This window comes from Streptomyces sp. WZ.A104, from assembly GCF_002382885.1.
Lineage (GTDB): Bacteria > Actinomycetota > Actinomycetes > Streptomycetales > Streptomycetaceae > Streptomyces.
The window spans coordinates 23,302-42,032 of sequence record NZ_NWVL01000034.1; the positions used below are offsets into that span (position 1 = coordinate 23,302).

General features: G+C 70.9%; 17 protein-coding genes. 6 read left to right on the forward strand and 11 right to left on the reverse strand.

Features of this window, described 5'->3' with window-relative positions; genetic code table 11:
• Window positions 1-476: 476 nt before the first annotated feature.
• Window positions 477-926 carry a PepSY domain-containing protein gene (locus CIB93_RS19360; RefSeq protein WP_096628380.1) on the reverse strand — a complete coding sequence of 150 codons (450 nt, stop codon included), beginning with the start codon at window positions 924-926 and terminating at the stop codon, window positions 477-479.
• A 129-nt stretch (window positions 927-1,055) separates the two neighbouring features.
• Between CIB93_RS19360 and CIB93_RS19365 the strand changes: the two genes are divergently transcribed.
• A complete protein-coding gene (locus tag CIB93_RS19365; RefSeq protein WP_096628462.1) occupies window positions 1,056-1,718 on the forward strand; it encodes a response regulator transcription factor in 663 nt (220 codons plus the stop codon).
• Window positions 1,715-3,160, forward strand: a complete 1,446-nt coding sequence (locus tag CIB93_RS19370; RefSeq protein WP_096628382.1) for a cell wall metabolism sensor histidine kinase WalK — start codon at window positions 1,715-1,717, stop codon at window positions 3,158-3,160. Before CIB93_RS19365 ends, CIB93_RS19370 begins: the two co-directional genes overlap by 4 nt.
• 43 nt (window positions 3,161-3,203) lie before the next feature.
• Here the strand turns inward: CIB93_RS19370 and CIB93_RS19375 are convergent, their stop codons facing one another.
• The 4 genes from CIB93_RS19375 to CIB93_RS19390 form a co-directional block, all read right to left on the reverse strand.
• Window positions 3,204-3,680 carry a MarR family winged helix-turn-helix transcriptional regulator gene (locus CIB93_RS19375; protein WP_096628383.1) on the reverse strand — a complete coding sequence of 159 codons (477 nt, stop codon included), beginning with the start codon at window positions 3,678-3,680 and terminating at the stop codon, window positions 3,204-3,206.
• 148 nt (window positions 3,681-3,828) lie between these two features.
• The gene (locus CIB93_RS19380) at window positions 3,829-4,593 is read right to left on the reverse strand and encodes an AIM24 family protein (RefSeq protein WP_096628385.1); all 765 of its coding nucleotides are present in this window, start codon (window positions 4,591-4,593) and stop codon (window positions 3,829-3,831) included.
• Complete coding sequence (locus CIB93_RS19385) at window positions 4,590-5,240, reverse strand: AIM24 family protein (RefSeq protein WP_096628386.1); 651 nt, start codon at window positions 5,238-5,240, stop codon at window positions 4,590-4,592. The genes CIB93_RS19380 and CIB93_RS19385 overlap by 4 nt, the downstream gene beginning before the upstream one ends.
• Entirely contained in the window at window positions 5,240-5,872 is a 633-nt protein-coding gene (locus CIB93_RS19390) for an AIM24 family protein (RefSeq protein WP_096628388.1), read from the reverse strand. The genes CIB93_RS19385 and CIB93_RS19390 overlap by 1 nt, the downstream gene beginning before the upstream one ends.
• A gap of 251 nt (window positions 5,873-6,123) precedes the next feature.
• Here CIB93_RS19390 and CIB93_RS19395 point away from each other — a divergent pair, with 251 nt between their 5' ends.
• The 4 genes from CIB93_RS19395 to CIB93_RS19410 all read left to right on the forward strand — a co-directional run bounded on the left by CIB93_RS19395 (window position 6,124) and on the right by CIB93_RS19410 (window position 10,717).
• Window positions 6,124-6,474, forward strand: coding sequence for a DUF3817 domain-containing protein (locus tag CIB93_RS19395; RefSeq protein ID WP_096628389.1), 351 nt, complete (start codon window positions 6,124-6,126; stop codon window positions 6,472-6,474).
• The gene (locus tag CIB93_RS19400; protein WP_096628391.1) at window positions 6,471-6,764 is read left to right on the forward strand and encodes an MTH1187 family thiamine-binding protein; all 294 of its coding nucleotides are present in this window, start codon (window positions 6,471-6,473) and stop codon (window positions 6,762-6,764) included. Before CIB93_RS19395 ends, CIB93_RS19400 begins: the two co-directional genes overlap by 4 nt.
• Window positions 6,765-6,937: 173 nt before the next feature.
• Window positions 6,938-8,758, forward strand: coding sequence for a glycosyltransferase family 2 protein (locus CIB93_RS19405; RefSeq protein ID WP_179500167.1), 1,821 nt, complete (start codon window positions 6,938-6,940; stop codon window positions 8,756-8,758).
• A gap of 3 nt (window positions 8,759-8,761) precedes the next feature.
• Window positions 8,762-10,717, forward strand: coding sequence for a kelch motif-containing protein (locus CIB93_RS19410; RefSeq protein WP_096628394.1), 1,956 nt, complete (start codon window positions 8,762-8,764; stop codon window positions 10,715-10,717).
• 300 nt (window positions 10,718-11,017) lie between these two features.
• On the opposite strand, the gene CIB93_RS19415 is transcribed toward CIB93_RS19410, so the two are convergent.
• Genes CIB93_RS19415 through CIB93_RS19440 form a run of 6 tightly spaced genes read right to left on the reverse strand, consistent with a single transcriptional unit; the run spans window position 11,018 to window position 18,648 of the window.
• Window positions 11,018-12,034, reverse strand: a complete 1,017-nt coding sequence (locus CIB93_RS19415; RefSeq protein WP_096628395.1) for a hypothetical protein — start codon at window positions 12,032-12,034, stop codon at window positions 11,018-11,020.
• The gene (ddaH, locus tag CIB93_RS19420; protein WP_096628397.1) at window positions 12,031-12,876 is read right to left on the reverse strand and encodes a dimethylargininase; all 846 of its coding nucleotides are present in this window, start codon (window positions 12,874-12,876) and stop codon (window positions 12,031-12,033) included. Before ddaH ends, CIB93_RS19415 begins: the two co-directional genes overlap by 4 nt.
• Window positions 12,810-13,763 (reverse strand): 4'-phosphopantetheinyl transferase superfamily protein, encoded by a 954-nt coding sequence (locus tag CIB93_RS19425; RefSeq protein ID WP_096628398.1) that lies wholly within the window; start codon window positions 13,761-13,763, stop codon window positions 12,810-12,812. Before CIB93_RS19425 ends, ddaH begins: the two co-directional genes overlap by 67 nt.
• A 60-nt stretch (window positions 13,764-13,823) precedes the next feature.
• A complete protein-coding gene (gene fabG / locus CIB93_RS19430) occupies window positions 13,824-14,528 on the reverse strand; it encodes a 3-oxoacyl-ACP reductase FabG (protein WP_096628400.1) in 705 nt (234 codons plus the stop codon).
• Window positions 14,529-14,566: 38 nt separating this feature from the next.
• Complete coding sequence (locus CIB93_RS19435) at window positions 14,567-14,791, reverse strand: MbtH family protein (RefSeq protein WP_096628401.1); 225 nt, start codon at window positions 14,789-14,791, stop codon at window positions 14,567-14,569.
• Window positions 14,788-18,648, reverse strand: a complete 3,861-nt coding sequence (locus CIB93_RS19440) for a non-ribosomal peptide synthetase (RefSeq protein WP_179500168.1) — start codon at window positions 18,646-18,648, stop codon at window positions 14,788-14,790. Before CIB93_RS19440 ends, CIB93_RS19435 begins: the two co-directional genes overlap by 4 nt.
• Window positions 18,649-18,731 lie beyond the last annotated feature (83 nt).

Sequence of the window (18,731 nt, forward strand, 5' to 3'; positions counted from 1 at the left end):
CGGGAGGTCCGCGGCCGTCCGCTCCGCGGCCGTCCGCTCCGCGGCCGGGGCGGTGGCCGAGGGAGGAGCAGCGGGCGGCCGGTCCCGGGGCGATGCCCAGGAGGGGGCGGCGCCCGGGAGGGCGAGCAGGGCCAGAGCGAGGGTGGTCGTGAGAAGTCTTCGCGCTTGCGTGCGCACGGTGCATCACCTGTGTGTAGATCGTGAATATGTTCGAGGTGATGCTTGATCCGGGAGCGACGCGGACTAACGCGGAACGCGGGGTACGGCTTGATCGCGGCGGTTCTCCGCTCAGCCTCGCCCGCATGTTCCCTGGTGGCGTGACCAGGGCGTTCGTATGGTGCCGGAGATTGACTTGAACGCGTTTCCGGGGGTGGTGCGCCGACCGTGAACACTGTGGAACGGGCCTGGAAACAGCGCGGAACGGCCCCGCACCGCAGCAGCGATGCGGGGCCTTCGGCCGCGAGGTGGCCGGTGCGTCAGTCGTCGTCGCGGTCGTCGTTCCGGTCGTCCGCGTCCCCGCCCCGGCTGTCCCGGTCGTCGTCATCCCGGTCCACCGTGACCTTGCCGGTCTTCGCGTCGACGCGGAGTTCGTGCTGCTTGCCGTCCTTGCCGGTGATGTCGACGTCCCAGCGCAGGACGTTGCCCCGGCGGCCGTCGTCATCGTCATCGTCATCGTCCAGCTCGGCCTCGGTGACCGTGCCCGGGACGCTCTTCAGCGCGGCGGCGACGGCCTGGTCGAGGGTGATCCGGGCGGATTCCTTGGCGGCCGGCGTCCTGTCGTCGGGAGCGTCGGCGGTGCTCACCATGCCTGCGCTCCTGGTGGGCGTTCGGTCGCCGTCGTCGTCCGCGAAGGCGACGGTGGCGGCGGCCGTGCCGCCGATCAGGACGGCCGCGGTGATCGCTGCGATGGTGGCGTTGCGCTTCATGAGGTTTCTCCCCGAAGGTCGTCGGGAGCTGGTGTGCTGCCCGACGGGTTCCACACTGCCGACCTCTTGCTGAACGCAGCCTGAAGCCACCTGAAGCCGTCTTCAGGCGGAGTTTGCGAGGCTGTGCGCATGCGCCTGTTGATCGTGGAGGACGAGAAGCGTCTCGCGGTGTCCCTGGCCCGGGGACTGGCCGCCGAGGGCTTCGCCGTGGATGTCGTGCACGACGGGCTCGAAGGGCTGCACCGGGCGGGCGGGGGCGGCTACGACCTGGTGATCCTCGACATCATGCTGCCCGGCATGAACGGATACCGGGTCTGCGCCGCCCTGCGCGCCGCCGGGCACGAGGTGCCGGTCCTCATGCTGACCGCGAAGGACGGCGAGTACGACGAGGCCGAGGGGCTGGACACCGGGGCCGACGACTACCTGACCAAGCCCTTCAGCTACGTCGTCCTCGTCGCCCGGGTGCGAGCCCTGCTGCGCCGCCGCGGGGCCGGAACGGCCGCGCCCGTGCTGACCGTCGGGTCCCTCCGCATCGACACCGCCGCCCGCCGCGTCCACCGGGGCGAGGACGAATACGCCCTCACCGCCAAGGAGTTCGCGGTGCTGGAGCAACTCGCCCTGCGCGCCGGGCAGGTGGTCAGCAAGGCGGCGATCCTGGAGCACGTCTGGGACTTCGCCTACGACGGCGACCCGAACATCGTCGAGGTCTACATCTCCACCCTGCGCCGCAAGCTGGGCGCCGCTTCCATCCGTACGGTGCGTGGCGCCGGTTACCGGCTGGAGGCGCTGTGAGGTCCGTACGGGCCAGGGCCGCCCTCGGCGCCACCCTGGTCGTCGCCGTCGCCCTGGTCGCGGCCGGGCTCGCCGTCCTCCTCGTCCTGCGGGCCAACCTGACCGACCAGGCGGACCTCCAGGCGGAGGTGGCGGCCCGCGAGGCGGCCGGGCAGCTCGCCGTGGGCACGCCCTACGGCGAACTGGACCTGGACGACGCGGCGGACCATCCGGTCCAGGTCACCGACGAGGAGGGCCGGGTCGTCCTCGTGTCCGAGGAGCTGCGCGCGATCTCCGGTACGGGCTCGGCGGGCGTCACCCCGATGCCCTCGGCCTCGGCGGGGGCCTCCTCTTCGCCCGATGACGACGACGATGACGACGATGACGATGACGACGACAGCCGTCCCGGGCGCGGCGAGGTCTCCTCCGGCGACCCGGTCTTCTCCGACGGCACCGCCACCGTGGACCGCACCACCGCCGACTACCGCTTCGCCGCCGTCGAGGCGACCACCCCCGAAGGGGTCACCCTCACGGTGTACGCGGGCGCGCCGCTCGCCGCCGAGCAGGAGGCGGTGAACACGGTGCGCGGGGCCATGCTGACCGGACTGCCGGTGCTGCTGGTGGTCGTCGCCGGGGTGACCTGGCTGGTCACCCGCAGGGCCCTGCGGCCGGTCGAGGGCATTCGCCGCGAGCTGGCCGCGATCACCGCGTCCGAGGATCTGGCGCGCCGGGTGCCCGAGCCCGATTCGCGCGACGAGATCGCCCGGCTCGCCCGGACGACGAACGAGACGCTGACGGTCCTGGAGGCATCGGTGGAGCGGCAGCGCGGGTTCGTCGCGGACGCCTCGCACGAGCTGCGGTCCCCGATCGCCTCGTTGCGCACCCAGCTGGAGGTGGCCGAGGCCCACCCGGAGCTGCTGGACCTCCCGGGGGCGGTCGCCGACACCGTACGGCTTCAGGTGCTGGCGGCGGACCTGCTGCTGCTGGCCCGGCTGGACGCGGGGGAGAAGCCGGGGGCCGCACGGCTTGAGGCGGGGGCGCTCGTCCGCGAGGAGGTGTCCCAGCGGACCGGGGACCGTATCCCGGTGACGGTCGAGGTGACCGAAGGCGGGGCGTTCGAGGTGAACGGGTCGCGGGGGCAGCTGGCCCGGGTGGTCGGCAACCTGCTGGACAACGCCCAGCGGCACGCCGAGGAGGTGGTCGTGGTGTCGGTGGCGGCCGACGGGCACGGGGTGCGGGTGGAGGTCCGGGACGACGGGGCGGGCGTTCCCGAGGGCGAGCGCGAGCGGATCTTCGAACGGTTCGTCCGGCTCGACGACGCCCGCAGCCGGGACGACGGCGGCGCGGGCCTGGGCCTCGCCATCGCCCGGGACGTCGCAGCCCGCCACGGCGGGACGCTGACGGTCCACCGGGCGGCGGAGGGGGGCGCGGCCTTCCGGCTGTGGCTGCCCCGCCCGGCCTGAAGGACCGGGCCGGGCGCCGCGTCCGGCTCCCGCACCCGGGCGGCTACACCTTGCCGCGCTTGCCGCGCAGGTGTTCCGCGATCGGGCTCAGGGCCGCGTGCAGGTCGGCGAGGGCCTCGGGGGGCAGCAGGTCCATGAAGTGCCGCCGTACCGAGGCGACATGGTGCGGGGCGACCTTGCGCATGGTCTCCGAGCCGTGGTCGGTGAGGACGGCGTACAGTCCGCGGCGGTCCGACTCGCAGTGCGTACGCCGCACGAGCCCCGCGGTCTCCATGCGGGTGATCTGGTGCGAGAGCCGGCTCTTGGACTGGAGCGTGGCGGCGGCGAGGTCGCTCATCCGCATCCGCTGGTCGTCCGACTCGGAGAGGTTGACCAGGATCTCGTAGTCGTTCATGGTCAGGCCGAACGGCTGGAGGTCTTTCTCCAGTTGGTGCATCAGCAGCCTGCTGACGTCCAGGTGGGTGCGCCAGGCGCACTGCTCCGTGTCGCTCAGCCAGCGGGTGGCCGTCTCGGTCTCCATATATGGATTCTACCTAAGAAGTTGAAAGACGGACGAAATGAGGACGTGTGACGACCGGCGCCCCCGGTCCGCCGGAGTGCCCACGAGGCGTCGGCAAGCACCGACGGTTGGGCGCAGGCGTTCGATGTCACACTCCGCAGACTACCGCTCACAAACCGAAGCGACGCTGGAGGTCCCCCAGCTGGCCGGGCATGCGCGGTCCGGACCCGGGTTGACCCCCGCCACCGGGAACGCCCGGCGCTTCCGGCGGTGCGCCCGTGGCCTGCTCCGCCATCAGCGCCTCGCTGGATTGCAGCAGCACCGTCCCCGCCCCGACGAACTCGAACTGGTGCTCCTCGCCCGAGGTCCCGCCGATCCCCGTCAATGACCGGATTCCGCCCATCACGCCCGTCATGTAACCGTGGTCGTAGTGGTGGCAGGGCGAAGGGCAGTCGGCCCAGCCCACCAGCGCCTGCGGGTCGACCCGCAGCGGCGGCTCCATGAACACCACCGGGCCGTTCGACGCGGCCACGAACTTCCCCGTACCGATCAGCGTCACGAACCCCGGCACGATCGACTGCTTCAGCGCGAGCTCCGGCTCGTACGCCAGCAGGTTCCCCGAGCGGATCGTCAGGTTCCCGTCGTCCAGGTCGAAGGAGTTCACATCGAACGCCCGGTCGGCGAGCAGCATCTTCCCGCTGCCCTCGGCCACCACCCAGTCGCTCGCGTGCAGCGGTGAATGGAAGCTGGAGCGCACCAGGCGCTCGAACCGGCCGTGCCCGATGCCGTCGAACTCGATCTGCCCGTAGTAGGCGATCATCTTGCCCTTCTGCAGGAACCACCGGCTCCCCTTGAGCTCCACGCAGAAGGTGTAGGCGTTGACGTTGTCGTTTGACGGCAGCGTCATCGGATCGAAGACCACGGGCGTGCTCACAGCTTCTCCTCGGATGCCTGGACGTACACCGCGCCGCTCCCGCTCAGCTCCAGCTGGAACGCCTCGCCGGACCCCCGCCCCACCATGTCCCGCCAGCCCACCGCCGTGGACAGCTTGTTGCGGACCTCCCCGTGGTGGGCGACGTACGCCTGCGGGTCGACGTGGATGTCCCGGCCCGGGGTGATCGGCAGCTCGATCACCCCGCCGTGGGCCATCACGGCGACCGCGCCGTGGCCCTTGAGCGTCGTCGTGAACAGGCCCTGGCCGGTCACCTGGCCGCGGACCATGCCCATCACGCCGCCCTGCGAGCCCATGAACATCGTGCCCTGCTGGAGGGAGCCGTCGAAGGCGAGGAGGCGGTCGGCCTCCACGTAGAGGGTGTCGCCGGACAGGTTGATCACCTGGATGTGGTGGCCGCCGTGGCCGAACATCACCGTGCCCGAGCCCTCGACCGTCATCAGCGGTGTCGCCTCGCCCGCCACCCGGCGGCCGATCATCGAGGCGAAGCCGCCCTGGCCGCCCTGGATGTTCGGGGTGAACGACACCTCGCCCCGGTAGGCCAGCATCGCACCGCGCTGGCTGAACAGCTTCTGGCCCGGGGCCACCGTGGCCTCGACCATCTTGGAGTTGATCTCCCGGAACGGCATCAGACATCGCCCCCGACCGTGTTGCGCTCGCTCGGCTGTACGTAGACCAGGCCGTCGCCCTCGAAGCGCATCTGGAACGCCTCGCCCGAACCCTCGCCCATCAGCGTCCGGAAGTTCACCCCGCTCTGGAGCTGCTGGCGCAGATCGCCCTGATGGGCGATGTACGCGCCGGGGTCGACCATCAGCGGATACTGCGGGGACACCCGCAGCAGCACCGCCTTCCCCTCCGACATGATCGCCGCCTGGCCCGTGCCCTCCACGGTGGTGGTGAACAGGCCGTTGCCGCTCGCCCCGCCGCGCAGTCCGGTGAACGTCGTCCCCGTGCGCAGTCCGGCGTCGGTGGCCAGCAGATTGCTCGCCTCCACGTACAGCTTCTCGCCGTGCAGCGCGACGAGATTGATCTCGCTCGCCCGGTCGGCGAAGTAGCAGGTGCCCTGTCCGGACACCTCCATCACGGTCATCTGCTCGCCGGTGAGACGGCGGCTCACCATGCCGCGCAGTCCCTCACCGCCGCCGGTCATCTTCTTGAAGGTCATCCGGCCGTCGTACGCGACCATCGAGCCGTTCTTCGCCTTGACGGCATCGCCCGTCAGATCGACGGCGAGCGTCTTGCTGCCTTGGAGTCGAAACATCGCCACCCGACGAAGGTAGCCGCCCGCTCACCGCCCCGGACACCCCCCACGGAACCGTTACGCCCCTGATGCTCCCCTGATGCACACCCGCACAGGCCCTGATATGCGGCGATACGCGCGCCGGGGGAGGGGTGGGCCCCGGCGGCCGGGGCCCACCGGCGCGATGCCACAATGGGGAGCGGCTTGTGCCCGCGTTCACAAGCCCGTACGGCCCCTCCCGCCCACGACCCCCTCCCACCGAAGGTGCCCCTGTGGACATCAAGACCGCTTCCGCCCTGCACCGGCTGCGCCTCATCTCGATTCCCGAGGCGCTGTCCTTCCCCGCCCTGATCCTCTTCGGCTCGATCCTCAGCCGGGTCTCGGACATCGACTTCCTGATGATGCCGCTCGGCCTCATCCACGGCATCCTCTTCGTGGTCTACGCCGTGTTCCTGCTCGACGTCTGGATGAAGGCCAAGTGGCCGCTCAAGCGCGTCGCCCTCTTCTTCGTCCTGTCCCTGATCCCCTTCGGCGGCCTCTACGGCGACAAGCTCCTCAAGGGTTACGAGGCCGACGGCGTCATCGCCGCCCGCGCCCGCCGCGAGGGCACGGTCAGCGCATGATCGTCGCGTTCTCGGTCTCCCCGCTGGGCGTCGGTGAGGATGTCGGCGAGTACGTCGCCGACGCCGTTCGGGTCGTCCGCGAGTCCGGACTGCCCAACCGCACCGACGCGATGTTCACCTCCATCGAGGGGGAGTGGGACGAGGTCATGGACGTCGTCAAGCGCGCCGTCGCCGCCGTCGAAGCCCGCGCGGGACGCGTCTCCCTGGTACTGAAGGCCGACATCAGGCCCGGTGTCACCGACGGTCTGACCTCGAAGGTCGAGACCGTGGAGCGCCATCTCGCCCCCTGACGCGCCGTCCGCGCGACCACGCCCCGCGTTCACCCGATAAGCCCCCGGAACCACACGGCCGGGGGCTTTTCCGGTGCCGGATCAAAAACCGCTCACTCGGACCTGCCAAGTCGACACGCCGTTAGCCGTCGCCTTCTGTGGGGATATCAACCCGTTCGACAGTGGGAGGCACGGTGCGGTCGGAGGGCTACGACTACGACACCTACAGCCGGCTCGCGGGTCCGCTCACCGAGCCGGACCCGACGGGATACCGCGTGCGGTACAAGAGCCTGCTCTCGACGGAGAAGCACCGAATAAGGGCCGTCCTGCTGATGACCCTCGCCCCGGTGCTCACCGGCATCCTGCTGCTCTACCTGGTCTGGCCCACGCACTGGACCGAGCGCGAGAACGGGGAGCGCTGGCTCGTCGTCGCGGACACCGTGATGCTGGTGTCGATCGGCCTGATCGAGATCTTCATGCTGGTCAACGTGGTCTCCATCGCGCACGCCACGCTGGTCGCCCGGGACCCGGTTCCGGTGACGCCCGAGCCCGGCACCCGCGTCGCCTTCCTCACCACGTACGTCCCCGGCAAGGAACCGCTCTCCATGGTCCGCGCCACCCTCAAGGGGGCCGTACGCCTGACGCACTCCGGCCCGCTGGACGTCTGGCTGCTCGACGAGGGCGACGACCCCGGGGCCCGGATGCTCTGCGCGGAGCTGGGCGTGCACCACTTCACCCGGCGCGGGGTCCCCGAGTGGAACCGGGAGAAGGGCGTCCACAAGGCGAAGACGAAGCACGGCAACTACAACGCCTGGATCGCCCTGCACGGCGGCGACTACGACTTCTTCGCCTCCGTCGACACCGACCACGTGCCGATGCCCAACTTCCTGGAACGGATGATGGGCTACTTCCGCGACCCGGACGTCGCCTTCGTCGTCGGACCGCAGGTCTACGGGAACTACGACATGGCCGTCACCAAGGCCGCCGAGTCGCAGCAGTTCCTCTTCCACGCGCTCATCCAGCGCGCGGGCAACCGCTACGGCGCCCCGATGTTCGTCGGCACCAACAACGTCGTCCGCATCGCCGCGCTGCGCCAGGTCGGCGGTCTGTACGACTCGATCACCGAGGACATGGCGACCGGCTTCGAGATCCACCGCCGCCGCAACCCCCTCACCGGGCGCTACTGGCGTTCGGTATACACCCCCGACGTGCTGGCCGTCGGCGAGGGGCCCTCCTCCTGGACGGACTTCTTCACCCAGCAGCTGCGCTGGTCGAGGGGGACGTACGAGACGCTCTTCAAGCAGTACGGCAAGGCGCTGTTCCGGGTCCCGCCCGGCCGCCTGTTCAGCTACTCGCTGATGCTCGTCTACTACCCGATGACCGCCGTCAACTGGCTGCTCGGCGTGCTGAGCTGTGTGCTGTTCCTCTGGTTCGGGGCGTCCGGCACCCAGGTCGCCGCCTCCATCTGGCTGATGCTCTACAGCGACGCCGCCGCCCTCCAGATCGGCCTCTACCTCTGGAACCGCCGCCACAACGTCTCGCCGCACGAACCCGAGGGCTCCGGCGGACTCGCCGGCATGGCCATGTCCGCGCTCTCGGCGCCGATCTACCTGAAGTCGCTGGGCTCCGCCGTCCTGCGCACCGACGGACGGTTCGTCGTCACGCCCAAGGGCGGCCAGACCTCCCCGGACCGGCTGCTCACCTTCCGTATCCACCTCTTCTGGGCCGCGGTCCTGCTGTCCTCGCTCGCCGCGTCGGTCTACCTCGACCACACCCATGTGGCGATGCGGACCTGGGCCACGCTGGGCCTGGCGATATCCCTCGCCCCGGTCGCCGTGTGGGCCTGGACCAACTGGCAGGACAAGCGTGCCGCGGCCCCGAGCGGGGTCCTCGCCCCGGCGCCCCCGCTGCCCGAACCCACCTACGTCACCACCGCGCCGGCCCCGTCGGCGACCACCACCACCACCACCGCGACGGCGGGCACCACCGCCACCACCACCGCAGGAGGGAACTGAGCCATGGCCTACCGGCCCTCGAAGAAGATGAAGAAGACACTCCTGGGCGGCGGCGCCGTGGTGCTGCTCGCGGGGCTCAACGCCCCCGCCGCACTCTCCTTCGCCGAGGACAGGTACCACGCGTACAAGATCGACCAGCCGGCGTACAAGGCGGAGTACGGCTCCTGGAAGCTGGTGGACATCCCGAAGGAGTACCGCACCAACGCGATCCACGCGGCGCTCCTGCACACCGGGAAGGTGCTGATCGTCGCGGGCTCCGGCAACGACCAGAAGCACTTCGACGAGGGCACCTTCGACACGGTGCTGTGGGACCCGGCCGAGAACACCTTCCAGAAGATCCCCACCCCCGAGGACTTCTTCTGCGGCGGCCACGCCCAGCTGCCCGACGGGCGCCTCCTGATCGCGGGCGGCACCGCCCGCTACGAGGTGCTCGACGACAAGGTGCAGCGGGCCGGGGGCGGCATGCGGGTCAAGAACGAGAACCCGGACAAGCCCCTGAAGCTGAAGAAGGGCACGGTCTTCCGCTCGCCCTCCGGCGTCGAGTACGTCGCCAAGTTCGACGTCACCGTCCCCAAGGCCAAGCGCGAGTTCGAGGTCACGTACTTCAAGAACGGCCAGATGAAGCCGTGGAAGACCAAGGTGACCGCGGCGGAACAGCGGGTCTTCGTCGAGGCGGTGAAGGACGGCCCCGAGTCGGTGACGACCGACGCCGCGCAGTACGAGATCGTCGGCCTGAAGGGCAAGGATGCCGACAACTCGTACGGGCTCGCCGAGAAGATCACCATGGACAAGCAGGACTTCCAGGGAATCCGGGCCGCCTACGAGTTCGACCCGACGGCCGAGAAGTACATCCGGGTCGACCCGATGAAGGAGGCCCGCTGGTATCCCACGCTGGTCGGCCTGGAGGACGGCAGGGTGCTGGCCGTCTCCGGGCTCGATGACGTCGGTGAGATCCTGCCGGGCGACAACGAGATCTACGACCCGAAGACCAAGAAGTGGTCCAAGGGCCCGTTCCAGTACTTCCCGACCTACCCGGCGCTCTTCCTCACCAAGGGCGGCAAGCTCTTCTACCCGGGGGCGAACGCCGGTTACGGCCCGGCCGACAAGGGGCGCGAGCCCGGGATCTGGGACCTGAAGAAGAACACCTTCACCAAGGTCCCCGGGCTGACCGACACCGACGAGCTGGAGACGGCCGCCTCGCTGATGCTGCCGCCCGTGCAGGACCAGAAGGTGATGGTGCTGGGCGGCGGCGGGGTCGGGGAGTCCAAGAAGTCCACCGCCCGCACGGCCGTCATCGACCTCAAGGAGGACAGTCCGGCCTTCCGCCCCGGCCCCGATCTGCCGCAGGGCACGCGCTATCTGAACAGCGTGATCATGCCGGACGACACCGTCTTCACCAGCGGCGGCTCGAAGGACTACCGGGGCCGCGGGGCAAGCAACATCCTCAAGGCGCAGACCTATGACCCGAAGACCAACTCCTTCAAGGAGGCGGCCGAGCCGACGGTGGGCCGCAACTACCACTCCGAGGCGCTGCTGCTGCCCGACGGGAGAGTGGTGACCTTCGGTTCCGACTCGCTCTACGGCGACAAGGACAACACGAAGCTCGGCAAGTTCGAGCAGCGCGTGGAGGTCTACACCCCGCCCGCCCTGCACCGGGGCAAGGACAGGCGCCCGGTGATCGGGGACGGCCCGCAGGACGCCGAGCGCGGCGCGACGATCACCTTCGAGAGCGCCGACGCGGACCGGATCGCGACGGCCCGGCTGATGCGGCCGAGCGCGGTCACGCACACGACGGACGTGGAGCAGCGCTCCATCGCGCTGGGGCTGAAGAAGGGGGAGGGCGAGGTGAGTGTGAGCGTGCCGGACGACGCCACGCTGGTGCCGCCCGGCTGGTACATGCTCTTCGTCACCGACACCGACGGCGTCCCCTCCGTCGCGAAGTGGGTCAAGGTCGCCTGAGGGGGGCGGTTCGCGAGGTGATGTCCCCTTCTGGATGAGGCTGGGGAAGGGCTGCTGGACACCGTGTTCGTCGGATACCGCTTCCCGGTGAAGCTGCCGGTTCCGGCCTCCCGCGGGCGGTGACCACCGGCCCTCGGGAAGTGCGGAATGCGCGACCCCCGATGACGCGAGGTCGCCAGTTCCATGCCCCTTTGTGGGACGTCGGCCCGGGAGGGGGGCGGGCGGGCGGGACGCGCGGTCGTCTTGGTGACGTGGGACCGCGCGTCCAGCCCGATCGCCCGGCCCGCGGGGCGGGCGGGGTCAGCGGCCGATGAGGGATTCCCAGAGTCGGACCGTGACCTCGTCGAGCCGGGCGAACCGCTCGTTGATGCGGCCCAGGACGGACGGCGCGGCAGTGGCCTCGTAGCGCAGGGCGAGGACGCCCATGGCCTGCCAGTGGCGCATGGCCTCCTCGTGGAGGGCCGTCGTATCCTCACCGGCTCCCGCGTCCGCGAGGGAACGGCCCATCAGGACGAGGCTGGGCACCGCGTACAGGACCGAACTGTGGTGGAACAGGCGGCGGGCGCCGATCGCGGCCTGTTCCCGGGTGCCCGCGAAGCAGGCGGCGGACAGGTCCCGGTAGCGGTTGATCGCGCCGCGGAACCGTTCCTCGGCGAAGAACCGCCGAGCCTGTTCGGCCAGCACGCCGTCCAGCGCGCCGTCGCCCGCCCCCTCACCCGGGCCGGCCGCCGCCAGGGTGTCGGTGGCCGCGTAGAAGAAGCCCATCCCGTCGTGGGACTCGGTCCTGATGTGGTCGGTCGTCGCGCGGACCAGGTCCTCGATGGACAGACGGGCCCGGCAGCTGAACGGCTTGGGGCCGACGACCAGCGTGTCCAGCACGTCCACATGCCGGAGGTCCTCGGAGACCCCCTCGATCAGCACGGCGTGCAGGTAGGGCGCGTTCCCGGTGTACACGTCCGCGTAGCCGAGGTGGGCCGTGTTCACCCACACCACCACGCCCTTGAACTCCGCCAACAACCGGACGAGTTGGTCGCCCATGGCCGCGGGTTCGATCGGGATGGTGTGCACCTTGAAGCCGGACCGCGTCATGCCGAGCGCGCCGGCTTCCTCGACCGGGAAGATGTACTCGGGGTAGCCGCCCTCGTCCAGCCCGGCTTGGAACAGGTAGCCGTTCCCCCGCTCGAATATCGCCTGTTCGGCGACGGGGCGGCCCAGTACGGTCGCGAGCGCGGAGTACCCGCCCGTCAGACAGTTGACCGCGGTGGTGTCGTACCGCTCAAGGATGCGGCTCTGCGCGCCGTGCGTCTCCTGTGTCATCGGGTCCGCAGCTCCAGCGTGCAGCACTTCACACTGCCGCCCGCCTTGAGGAGCTCCGCCAGGTCCACGCCGATCGGCTCGAAGCCGCGCTCCCGCAGGCGGGCCTGCAGGCCGGTGGCCGCCTTGGGGAGCAGCACGTGGAGCCCGTCGGAGAGCGCGTTCAGGCCGAACACCGCGGCGTCCTCGTCGGTCGCCAGGATGGCGTCCGGGAACATCTCGCGGAGCACCGACCGGCTGCCCTCCGAGAAGGCCGGCGGGTAGTACATCACCTCGTCGTCGGAGAGCACGGCGATGGCGGTGTCCAGGTGGTAGTAGTCCGGGTTCACCAGCTTCAGGGAGGTGACCGGCAGGCCGAAGAACTCCTGTGCCTCGAAGTGCGAACGGGGGTCGGTGCGGAAGCCGGTGCCGGCCAGCAGGCGGCGCCCCACGGTGAGGATGTCGCCCTCGCCCTCGTTGATGAACTCGGGCCACAGGATGTCCTCGTACCCCTGCTGCTGGAACCAGGACAGGTACGCCGGACCCTCGGCGGTGCGCTCGGCGTGCCGGAAGCGCGCGCCGAACACCTTGCCGTCGACGACGGTGGCACCGTTGGCCGCGAACACCATGTCGGGAAGTCCGGGGAGCGGATCTATCTCCACGACCGTGTGGCCCAGTTCGCGGTACAGGTCCCGCAGGCCCTCCCACTGGCTCACCGCCAGCGAGTTGTCCACGGGTTTCTCCGGGTGCATCCAGGGGTTGATGGAGTAGGAGACCTCGAAGTGGCTCGGCCGGCACATCAGGAATCGGCGCGGCACCGCCGTGCGTGTACGGGAGGTCCGGTCGGCGTGCTGGTTGTCGGGCATGAGTTCAACTTCCCAGGTGAGGGCGGTCGGAGGGTTGCGTGATGACGTGGTGACGTCGAGGGTCCCGGGCCGGGCGCGGACTCGTGGTCCGCGTCGGTGTACCGGTCGGAGAGGAGCACGGGCGGGGTGCGGCCGACGGCGGCGGCCAGCAGGGTGCGGTCGGGGGCGGCCCATTCGAGGAAGTACCGGCCCCCGCACCTCTCGGGGAACGCGTCGAAGACGTCGGCAGCGGCCGCTGCACCGGCACCGGCGAGGACGGAGCCGCGGCTGCGGTCGAGGCCGGTATCGGGGGTCGGGTCCGTGCCGGTGAGGTCGCTGTCGCGCAACCTGCCCAGCGCTGTGGCCCCGACTTTGACCAGGGCCTCCTTGCGCACCCAGTAGCGCAGGAAGGTCCATGGGGGATCGTCGGAGTCCAGGACCGTCTCCAGTTCGCGTGCGCTGAGCACGCGGCGCGCGATCGCAGGCGTGAAGCTGGCGCCGGCTGTCTCCTCCACGTCCACGCCCACCTCGCCCCGGCCAGCGGCCGCGGCGACGGCGCCCCGCGTGTGGGAGAGGCTGATCCCCACGTCGGGGTGGTCCGGCAGGAACGGTTTGCCGTGGTCGTCGGCCGCGCACTGCGCGCACTCCTGACGGACCACCAGGGTCTGCGCCGGGACGCCGATGAACCGGGCGGCGCACAGACGCACCAGGACGTGCGCCGCGACGAAGTCCTGACGCGCTCCGGGGGACGTCAGCCGTTCCAGCCGACCCCGCTCCTGTCGGGTCAGTGGTATCGAAGGGGCACTGCGCAGCAGTTCCGCGCTCCGGCGGACCACCACCAGCGGCCCCGCCGGTTCCCCGCCCGCTCCCGACCCGCCGGCCGCGGGCCCTTCCCGTCCTACGTGCATTCCCCCGCCTTGCTTCCGTGCCCGTCCGCCGCCCCGACGGCGGATCCTTCCGGTCCCGTGTCAGTGGCCCATGGCCACTCCGCCGTCCACGGGGAGCACGGCGCCGGTGACGTAGCCGGCGTCCTCCCCGGTGAGGTAGCCGACGGCCGCCGCCACCTCGGAGGGGTCGGCCATCCGTCCTACGGGAACCTGCGCGAGCAGGACGGCACGGCGGTCCTCCGGGATGGCCGAGACCATGTCCGTGTCGGTGAAGCCCGGCGCGACCGTGTTCACCGTGATGCCGTGGCCGGCCACCTCCAGGGCCAGCGAACGGGCGAGACCGATCAGCCCGGCCTTGGATGCCGCGTAGTTCGTCTGTCCCACGGCGCCGGACAACGCGACGGCCGAGGAGATCAGCACAATCCGCCCCCAGCGGCCGCGCATCATGCCCCGGGAGGCCAGTTTCGTGGCCAGGAACGCGCCGGTGAGGTTGGTACGCAGGACGACCTCGAAATCGTCCTGGGTCATGGTGAACAGCGGCCGGTCACGCGTGATGCCCGCGTTGACCACGAGCACCTCCACGGGACCGAGTGCGGCCTTCACCTCGGCGAAGGCGGCCGTGATCTGCTCGGGGTCGGTGACGTCGCACCGTACGCCGAACAGTCCTTCCGGCGGTTCACCGGTGCGGTAGGTGACCGCGACCTTGTCGCCGCGGTCGGCCAGGTGGCGTGCGATCGCGAGACCGATGCCTCGGTTGCCGCCGAACACCAGGGCAGTACGTGGCATGGAGTCGTCCTTCGGGTACGGGAACCTCACGGCTCGGGTCACTTGGCGGCGCGGTCGGTCTGCTCGGCGCGCGGAGGAGCGCCGCGGCGCTCGGTGCGCCAGTGCGTGTCGATGTGGTCCAGGCACGCGCGGCGCTCGTCGGCCGCCAGGACGGTCCGCCAACCGGCCGGCGGCGTGATGTCCGCCGGCCAGACGGAGTACTCGCCCCGGTCGTTGCGGAGCACGAGCCCGCCCTCCGCGGTGTCGTCGAACGGGCTGTTCACAGGGCCTCCTCGGGGCGGCCGAGCAGGGCCAGTTCCTTGGCCAGCCGCCTGCCGATCACCTCGGCGGGATGGACGGTCAGCATGTTCAGGTGCGCGCAGTCGACGAGCTGTTCCACCGTGCGGCCGGCTACGTGGGGCATCCACGATTGGGCGATGGCCGCGTCACGATCGGGTTCCTCGGCCGCGGTGAAGAACAGGAGGTCTCCCTCGTACGGCTGCGGGTCGAATTCACGGCGCAGCCGGATGAGGTTGCGCACGACGTGGATGAGGCATTCGTCGTCCGGGACGACCTGGCGGACCGCGGCGATCTCGTGGATGACGAGCTGCTCATGTTCGAGGTCGTACTCCCAGGGGCCGGAACTCTCTTCCTCGTCGACCATGACGGTGTCGAGCATGGCCAGCATCTCGACGCTCTCGCCGTCCCGCTGGAGCCGGGTGGCCAGCGCGTGCGCCACCAGCCCGCCGAACGACCAGCCGAGGAACCGGTAGGGGCCGTGCGGGCGCACCGTCCGGATCTGGACCAGGTAGTCGTCGACGAGTTCGTCGAGGGTCTCGGGGAGTTCCTCACCGGGGACGATGCCGCGGGCCTGGAGCGCGTACACCGGCTGGTCGGGGCCGAGGTGGCGGAGCAGGGCGGCGTAGGCCCAGCCGAGCCCGAAGCCGGGGTGGACGCAGAACAGCGGCGGCTGGGAGCCCTCGGGGCGCAGCGGCAGGAGCACGTCGAAGTCGTTGCCCTGTTCGGCCCGGCCGAGGCGGTCGGCCAGGCCGGCGACGGTCGGCGTCTCGAACAGGTCGCGGACGGTCACGGACGCTCCGAGGACCTCGCTGATCCGGGCGACCAGCCTGATGGCCAGAAGGGAGTGCCCGCCGAGGTCGAAGAAGCTGTCGGACGCGCCCACCCGGGGCAGCCCCAGGGCTTCGGCGAACAGGCTGGCGATCTCCGCCTCCTGACGCGATTCGGGGACGCGTGACCCGGCGGCGGCCGTGAAACGCGGACGGGGGAGCCGGCCGCGGTCGAGCTTGCCGCTGGGCGAGAGCGGCAGTGTGTCCAGCACTGTCACCAGGTCCGGAACCATGTACTCCGGCAGGAACTTCGCGACGGAGGCCCGGATCCGGCCGCCGTCCGGCTCGTCGGCGCCGGGAGCAGGCGTGACGTAACCGACCAGCCGGCGCTCTCCGGTCTCGTCCTCGTGGACCACGGCGGCGGTCTGCGCCACCTCCGGCCGGCGGGCGAGCGCGGACTCGACCTCGCCGAGTTCCAGCCGGAAACCGCGCAGCTTGACCTGGTCGTCGACGCGGCCGACGAAGTCCAGCTGCCCGTCGGCCCGCCACCGGACGAGGTCACCGGAGCGGTACATGCGGGCGCCGTCGGGGCCGAAGGGGTCGGCGACGAAACGGGACGCCGTGAGGGCGGGGCGGTCCAGGTAGCCGCGGGCCAGTCCCTCGCCCGCGATGTAGAGCTCGCCCGTGACCCCGACGGGCACCGGCCGCAGTCGGCCATCCAGGACATACAGCCGGGTGTTGCGCAGCGGGCGGCCGATCGGCGGGGCCTCGCGCGTCGTCGGGGCGGCGTCGGAGGCGGCGGCATAGACGGTCGCCTCGGTCGGACCGTACGCGTTGACCAGCGTGGCGTCGGGAACGGCCGTCCTGAGCAGGCCGGCCACGTGCGGCGGCAGGGCCTCGCCGGCCAGCACCAGGTAGTCCGCCCGCACCCGCAGTCCGCCGTCCGTCACGAGACGGGCCAGCACTGAGGGGACACCGCTGACGAGGGTCCCCTCCCAGCTGCCCCGCTCGCTCAGCTCCAGCAGGTCACGGACGATCTCGATGCTGCCTCCGGACAGCAGCGCGCCGAAGATCTCGAACACGGAGACGTCGAAGTTGAGGGAGGTCGAGGCCAGGACCCGACCCATGCCCGCGCCGAAGGTCTCGTGGGCCCAGGCGGCGAGGTTGCCCACGTTGGCGTGGCTGACGACGACGCCCTTGGGGCGCCCCGTCGACCCCGAGGTGTAGATGACGTAGGCGGTACGGGAAGGCGACTCCGGGACGTGGAACGCGCCGTCCGCCGCCCGTCCGAGCTCCGCCTCCAGCTGCGGGTCGTCCAGCCGCAGCACCGGTGCCTGCGGGTGGGCGGGCAGTCCCACCGCGGTGGCGGAGTCGCTGATCACCAGCGCGGGCGCGGAGTCCTCCAGCATGAAGGCCAGCCGCTCACTCGGATATGCCGGGTCCAGCGGCACGTAGGCGGCACCCGCCTTGAGCACGGCCAGCACCGCGACGATCATCTTCTCCGAGCGGGGAAGCGAGACGCCGACGAAATCGCCGTCGCCCACGCCCCGATCGGCCAGTGCCCGGGCCAGCCGACCCGCGCGCTCGTCGAGTTCGCGGTAGGAGAGGGTCGTTTCACGGTGCACCACGGCCGGTGCGTCCCCCCGGAGCCGTACCTGCTCGGCGAAGAGGCCGACGATACCGGTCGAGGGGAGCGGGGCCGCCGTGTCGTTCCAGTCCTCCAGGGTGCGGGCGAGTTCCCGCTCGCCCATGATGTCCAGCTCGGTGACGGGACGCAGGGGGTCCACCGAGGCTCCGTCGAGCAGCCGCACCAGGTGGTCGCCGAGATCCGCGACGGCCTCCGCGTCGAAGCGCTCGACGTCGTACTCAAGGTAGACCCAGGCGTCCTCGCCGTCCTCCATGAAGGTGACCATCAGCTCGAACGCGGACGTGGCGTTGGCGACGGGCAGCCGTTCGACGCGCAGTCCGGCGCGCGGCACCGGGGCGGGCGAGGCGACACCGTGGTTGAGGCCGATCTGGAAGACCGGCTGTCGGCCGAAGCTGCGGGGCGGGTTCAGCGTGCGCACCAGATGGCTGAACGACAGGTGCTGGTGGCGCAGGCCCTGGAGCGTCTTGGCCCGCACCTGCCCCAGCAGGTCGAGGAACGTCGGGTCGCCCTCGGCACACCGCACGCGCAGGGGCATGGTGTTGACGGTGAGCCCGACGAGACGCTCGGAGCCGGGCTGGAGCCGGCTGGACATGGGCACGCCGAGCACCAGGTCCCGTTCACCGGTGTAGCGCATGAACAGCGCGAACGCCCCCGAGGCGAGCACCGGGAAGAGCGAGCTGCCCTGCTCCGCGGCCAGGGCCCGCAGTCGCGCGACCACGGGACGGGGGACGTCCTGGCGGACGGTCGCCGCCTGGCGGCGCGTCGTGCCGGCCAGGAGCGCCCGGGGCAGGTCGAGGGTGGCCGGGGCCCCGGCCAGTTCCGTCTTCCAGTGCTCGATCGCACGCTCCAGCCGCTTGGCCGAGGCGCCCCCGCCCGTCCACGCGTCGATGAACTCGGTGTAGCCGAGGGGCAGCGTCGTCAGCGGGTCGGGCCGCTCCTCGACGAGCGCCTCGTACAGTGCCTCGAACTCGCCTGCGAGGACCTCCATGGACGCCCCGTCGGCCACGCTGTGGTGCACGACGAGCAGCAGCACGTGCCGCTCCTCGGCCAGGCGCAGCAGCGTGGCCCGCAGGAGGGGCGCCCGGTCGAGGTCGAACGGTTCGTCCTGCGCGGCGGTGAAGTGGGCGTCGAGCAGCCGCCGCGCGGACTCCTCGTCCGTCACGTCGAGTTCCACCGTCCGCAGGTCGAGCGAGACCTCGGCCGCCACGCACTGGACGTGCCCGCCGTTCTCCTCCCGCAGGCTCACCCGCAGGGCCTCGTGACGTTCCACGAGCGCGCTCAGGGCGGAGTGCAGAGCGGTCCGGTCGAGCGGGCCGCTCAGTTCCAGGGCCAGCGCCACGTTGTGCGTGCCCGGGCTGTCATGGGTCTGTTCGGTGAACAGAACACCCTCTTGGGCGGGGAGTAGCGGGAGGTTCCTGTCCTGCATGGGCATGGCTGTCCTGTCGCGGGGGCGGGCGCGGTGGCCTGGTCGGATGGGGACGGTGAGGTGGGTCTTCCGGATGGGGCCGC

Coding starts and splice junctions, on each gene's coding strand:
- CIB93_RS19360 (WP_096628380.1), bottom strand. CDS start 926: ATGAAGCGCAACGCCACCATCGCAGCGATCACCGCGGCCGTCCTGATC.
- CIB93_RS19365 (WP_096628462.1), top strand. CDS start 1,056: ATGCGCCTGTTGATCGTGGAGGACGAGAAGCGTCTCGCGGTGTCCCTG.
- CIB93_RS19375 (WP_096628383.1), bottom strand. CDS start 3,680: ATGGAGACCGAGACGGCCACCCGCTGGCTGAGCGACACGGAGCAGTGC.
- CIB93_RS19385 (WP_096628386.1), bottom strand. CDS start 5,240: ATGCCGTTCCGGGAGATCAACTCCAAGATGGTCGAGGCCACGGTGGCC.
- CIB93_RS19390 (WP_096628388.1), bottom strand. CDS start 5,872: ATGTTTCGACTCCAAGGCAGCAAGACGCTCGCCGTCGATCTGACGGGC.
- CIB93_RS19400 (WP_096628391.1), top strand. CDS start 6,471: ATGATCGTCGCGTTCTCGGTCTCCCCGCTGGGCGTCGGTGAGGATGTC.
- CIB93_RS19410 (WP_096628394.1), top strand. CDS start 8,762: ATGGCCTACCGGCCCTCGAAGAAGATGAAGAAGACACTCCTGGGCGGC.
- CIB93_RS19415 (WP_096628395.1), bottom strand. CDS start 12,034: ATGACACAGGAGACGCACGGCGCGCAGAGCCGCATCCTTGAGCGGTAC.
- ddaH (WP_096628397.1), bottom strand. CDS start 12,876: ATGCCCGACAACCAGCACGCCGACCGGACCTCCCGTACACGCACGGCG.
- CIB93_RS19425 (WP_096628398.1), bottom strand. CDS start 13,763: ATGCACGTAGGACGGGAAGGGCCCGCGGCCGGCGGGTCGGGAGCGGGC.
- fabG (WP_096628400.1), bottom strand. CDS start 14,528: ATGCCACGTACTGCCCTGGTGTTCGGCGGCAACCGAGGCATCGGTCTC.
- CIB93_RS19440 (WP_179500168.1), bottom strand. CDS start 18,648: ATGCAGGACAGGAACCTCCCGCTACTCCCCGCCCAAGAGGGTGTTCTG.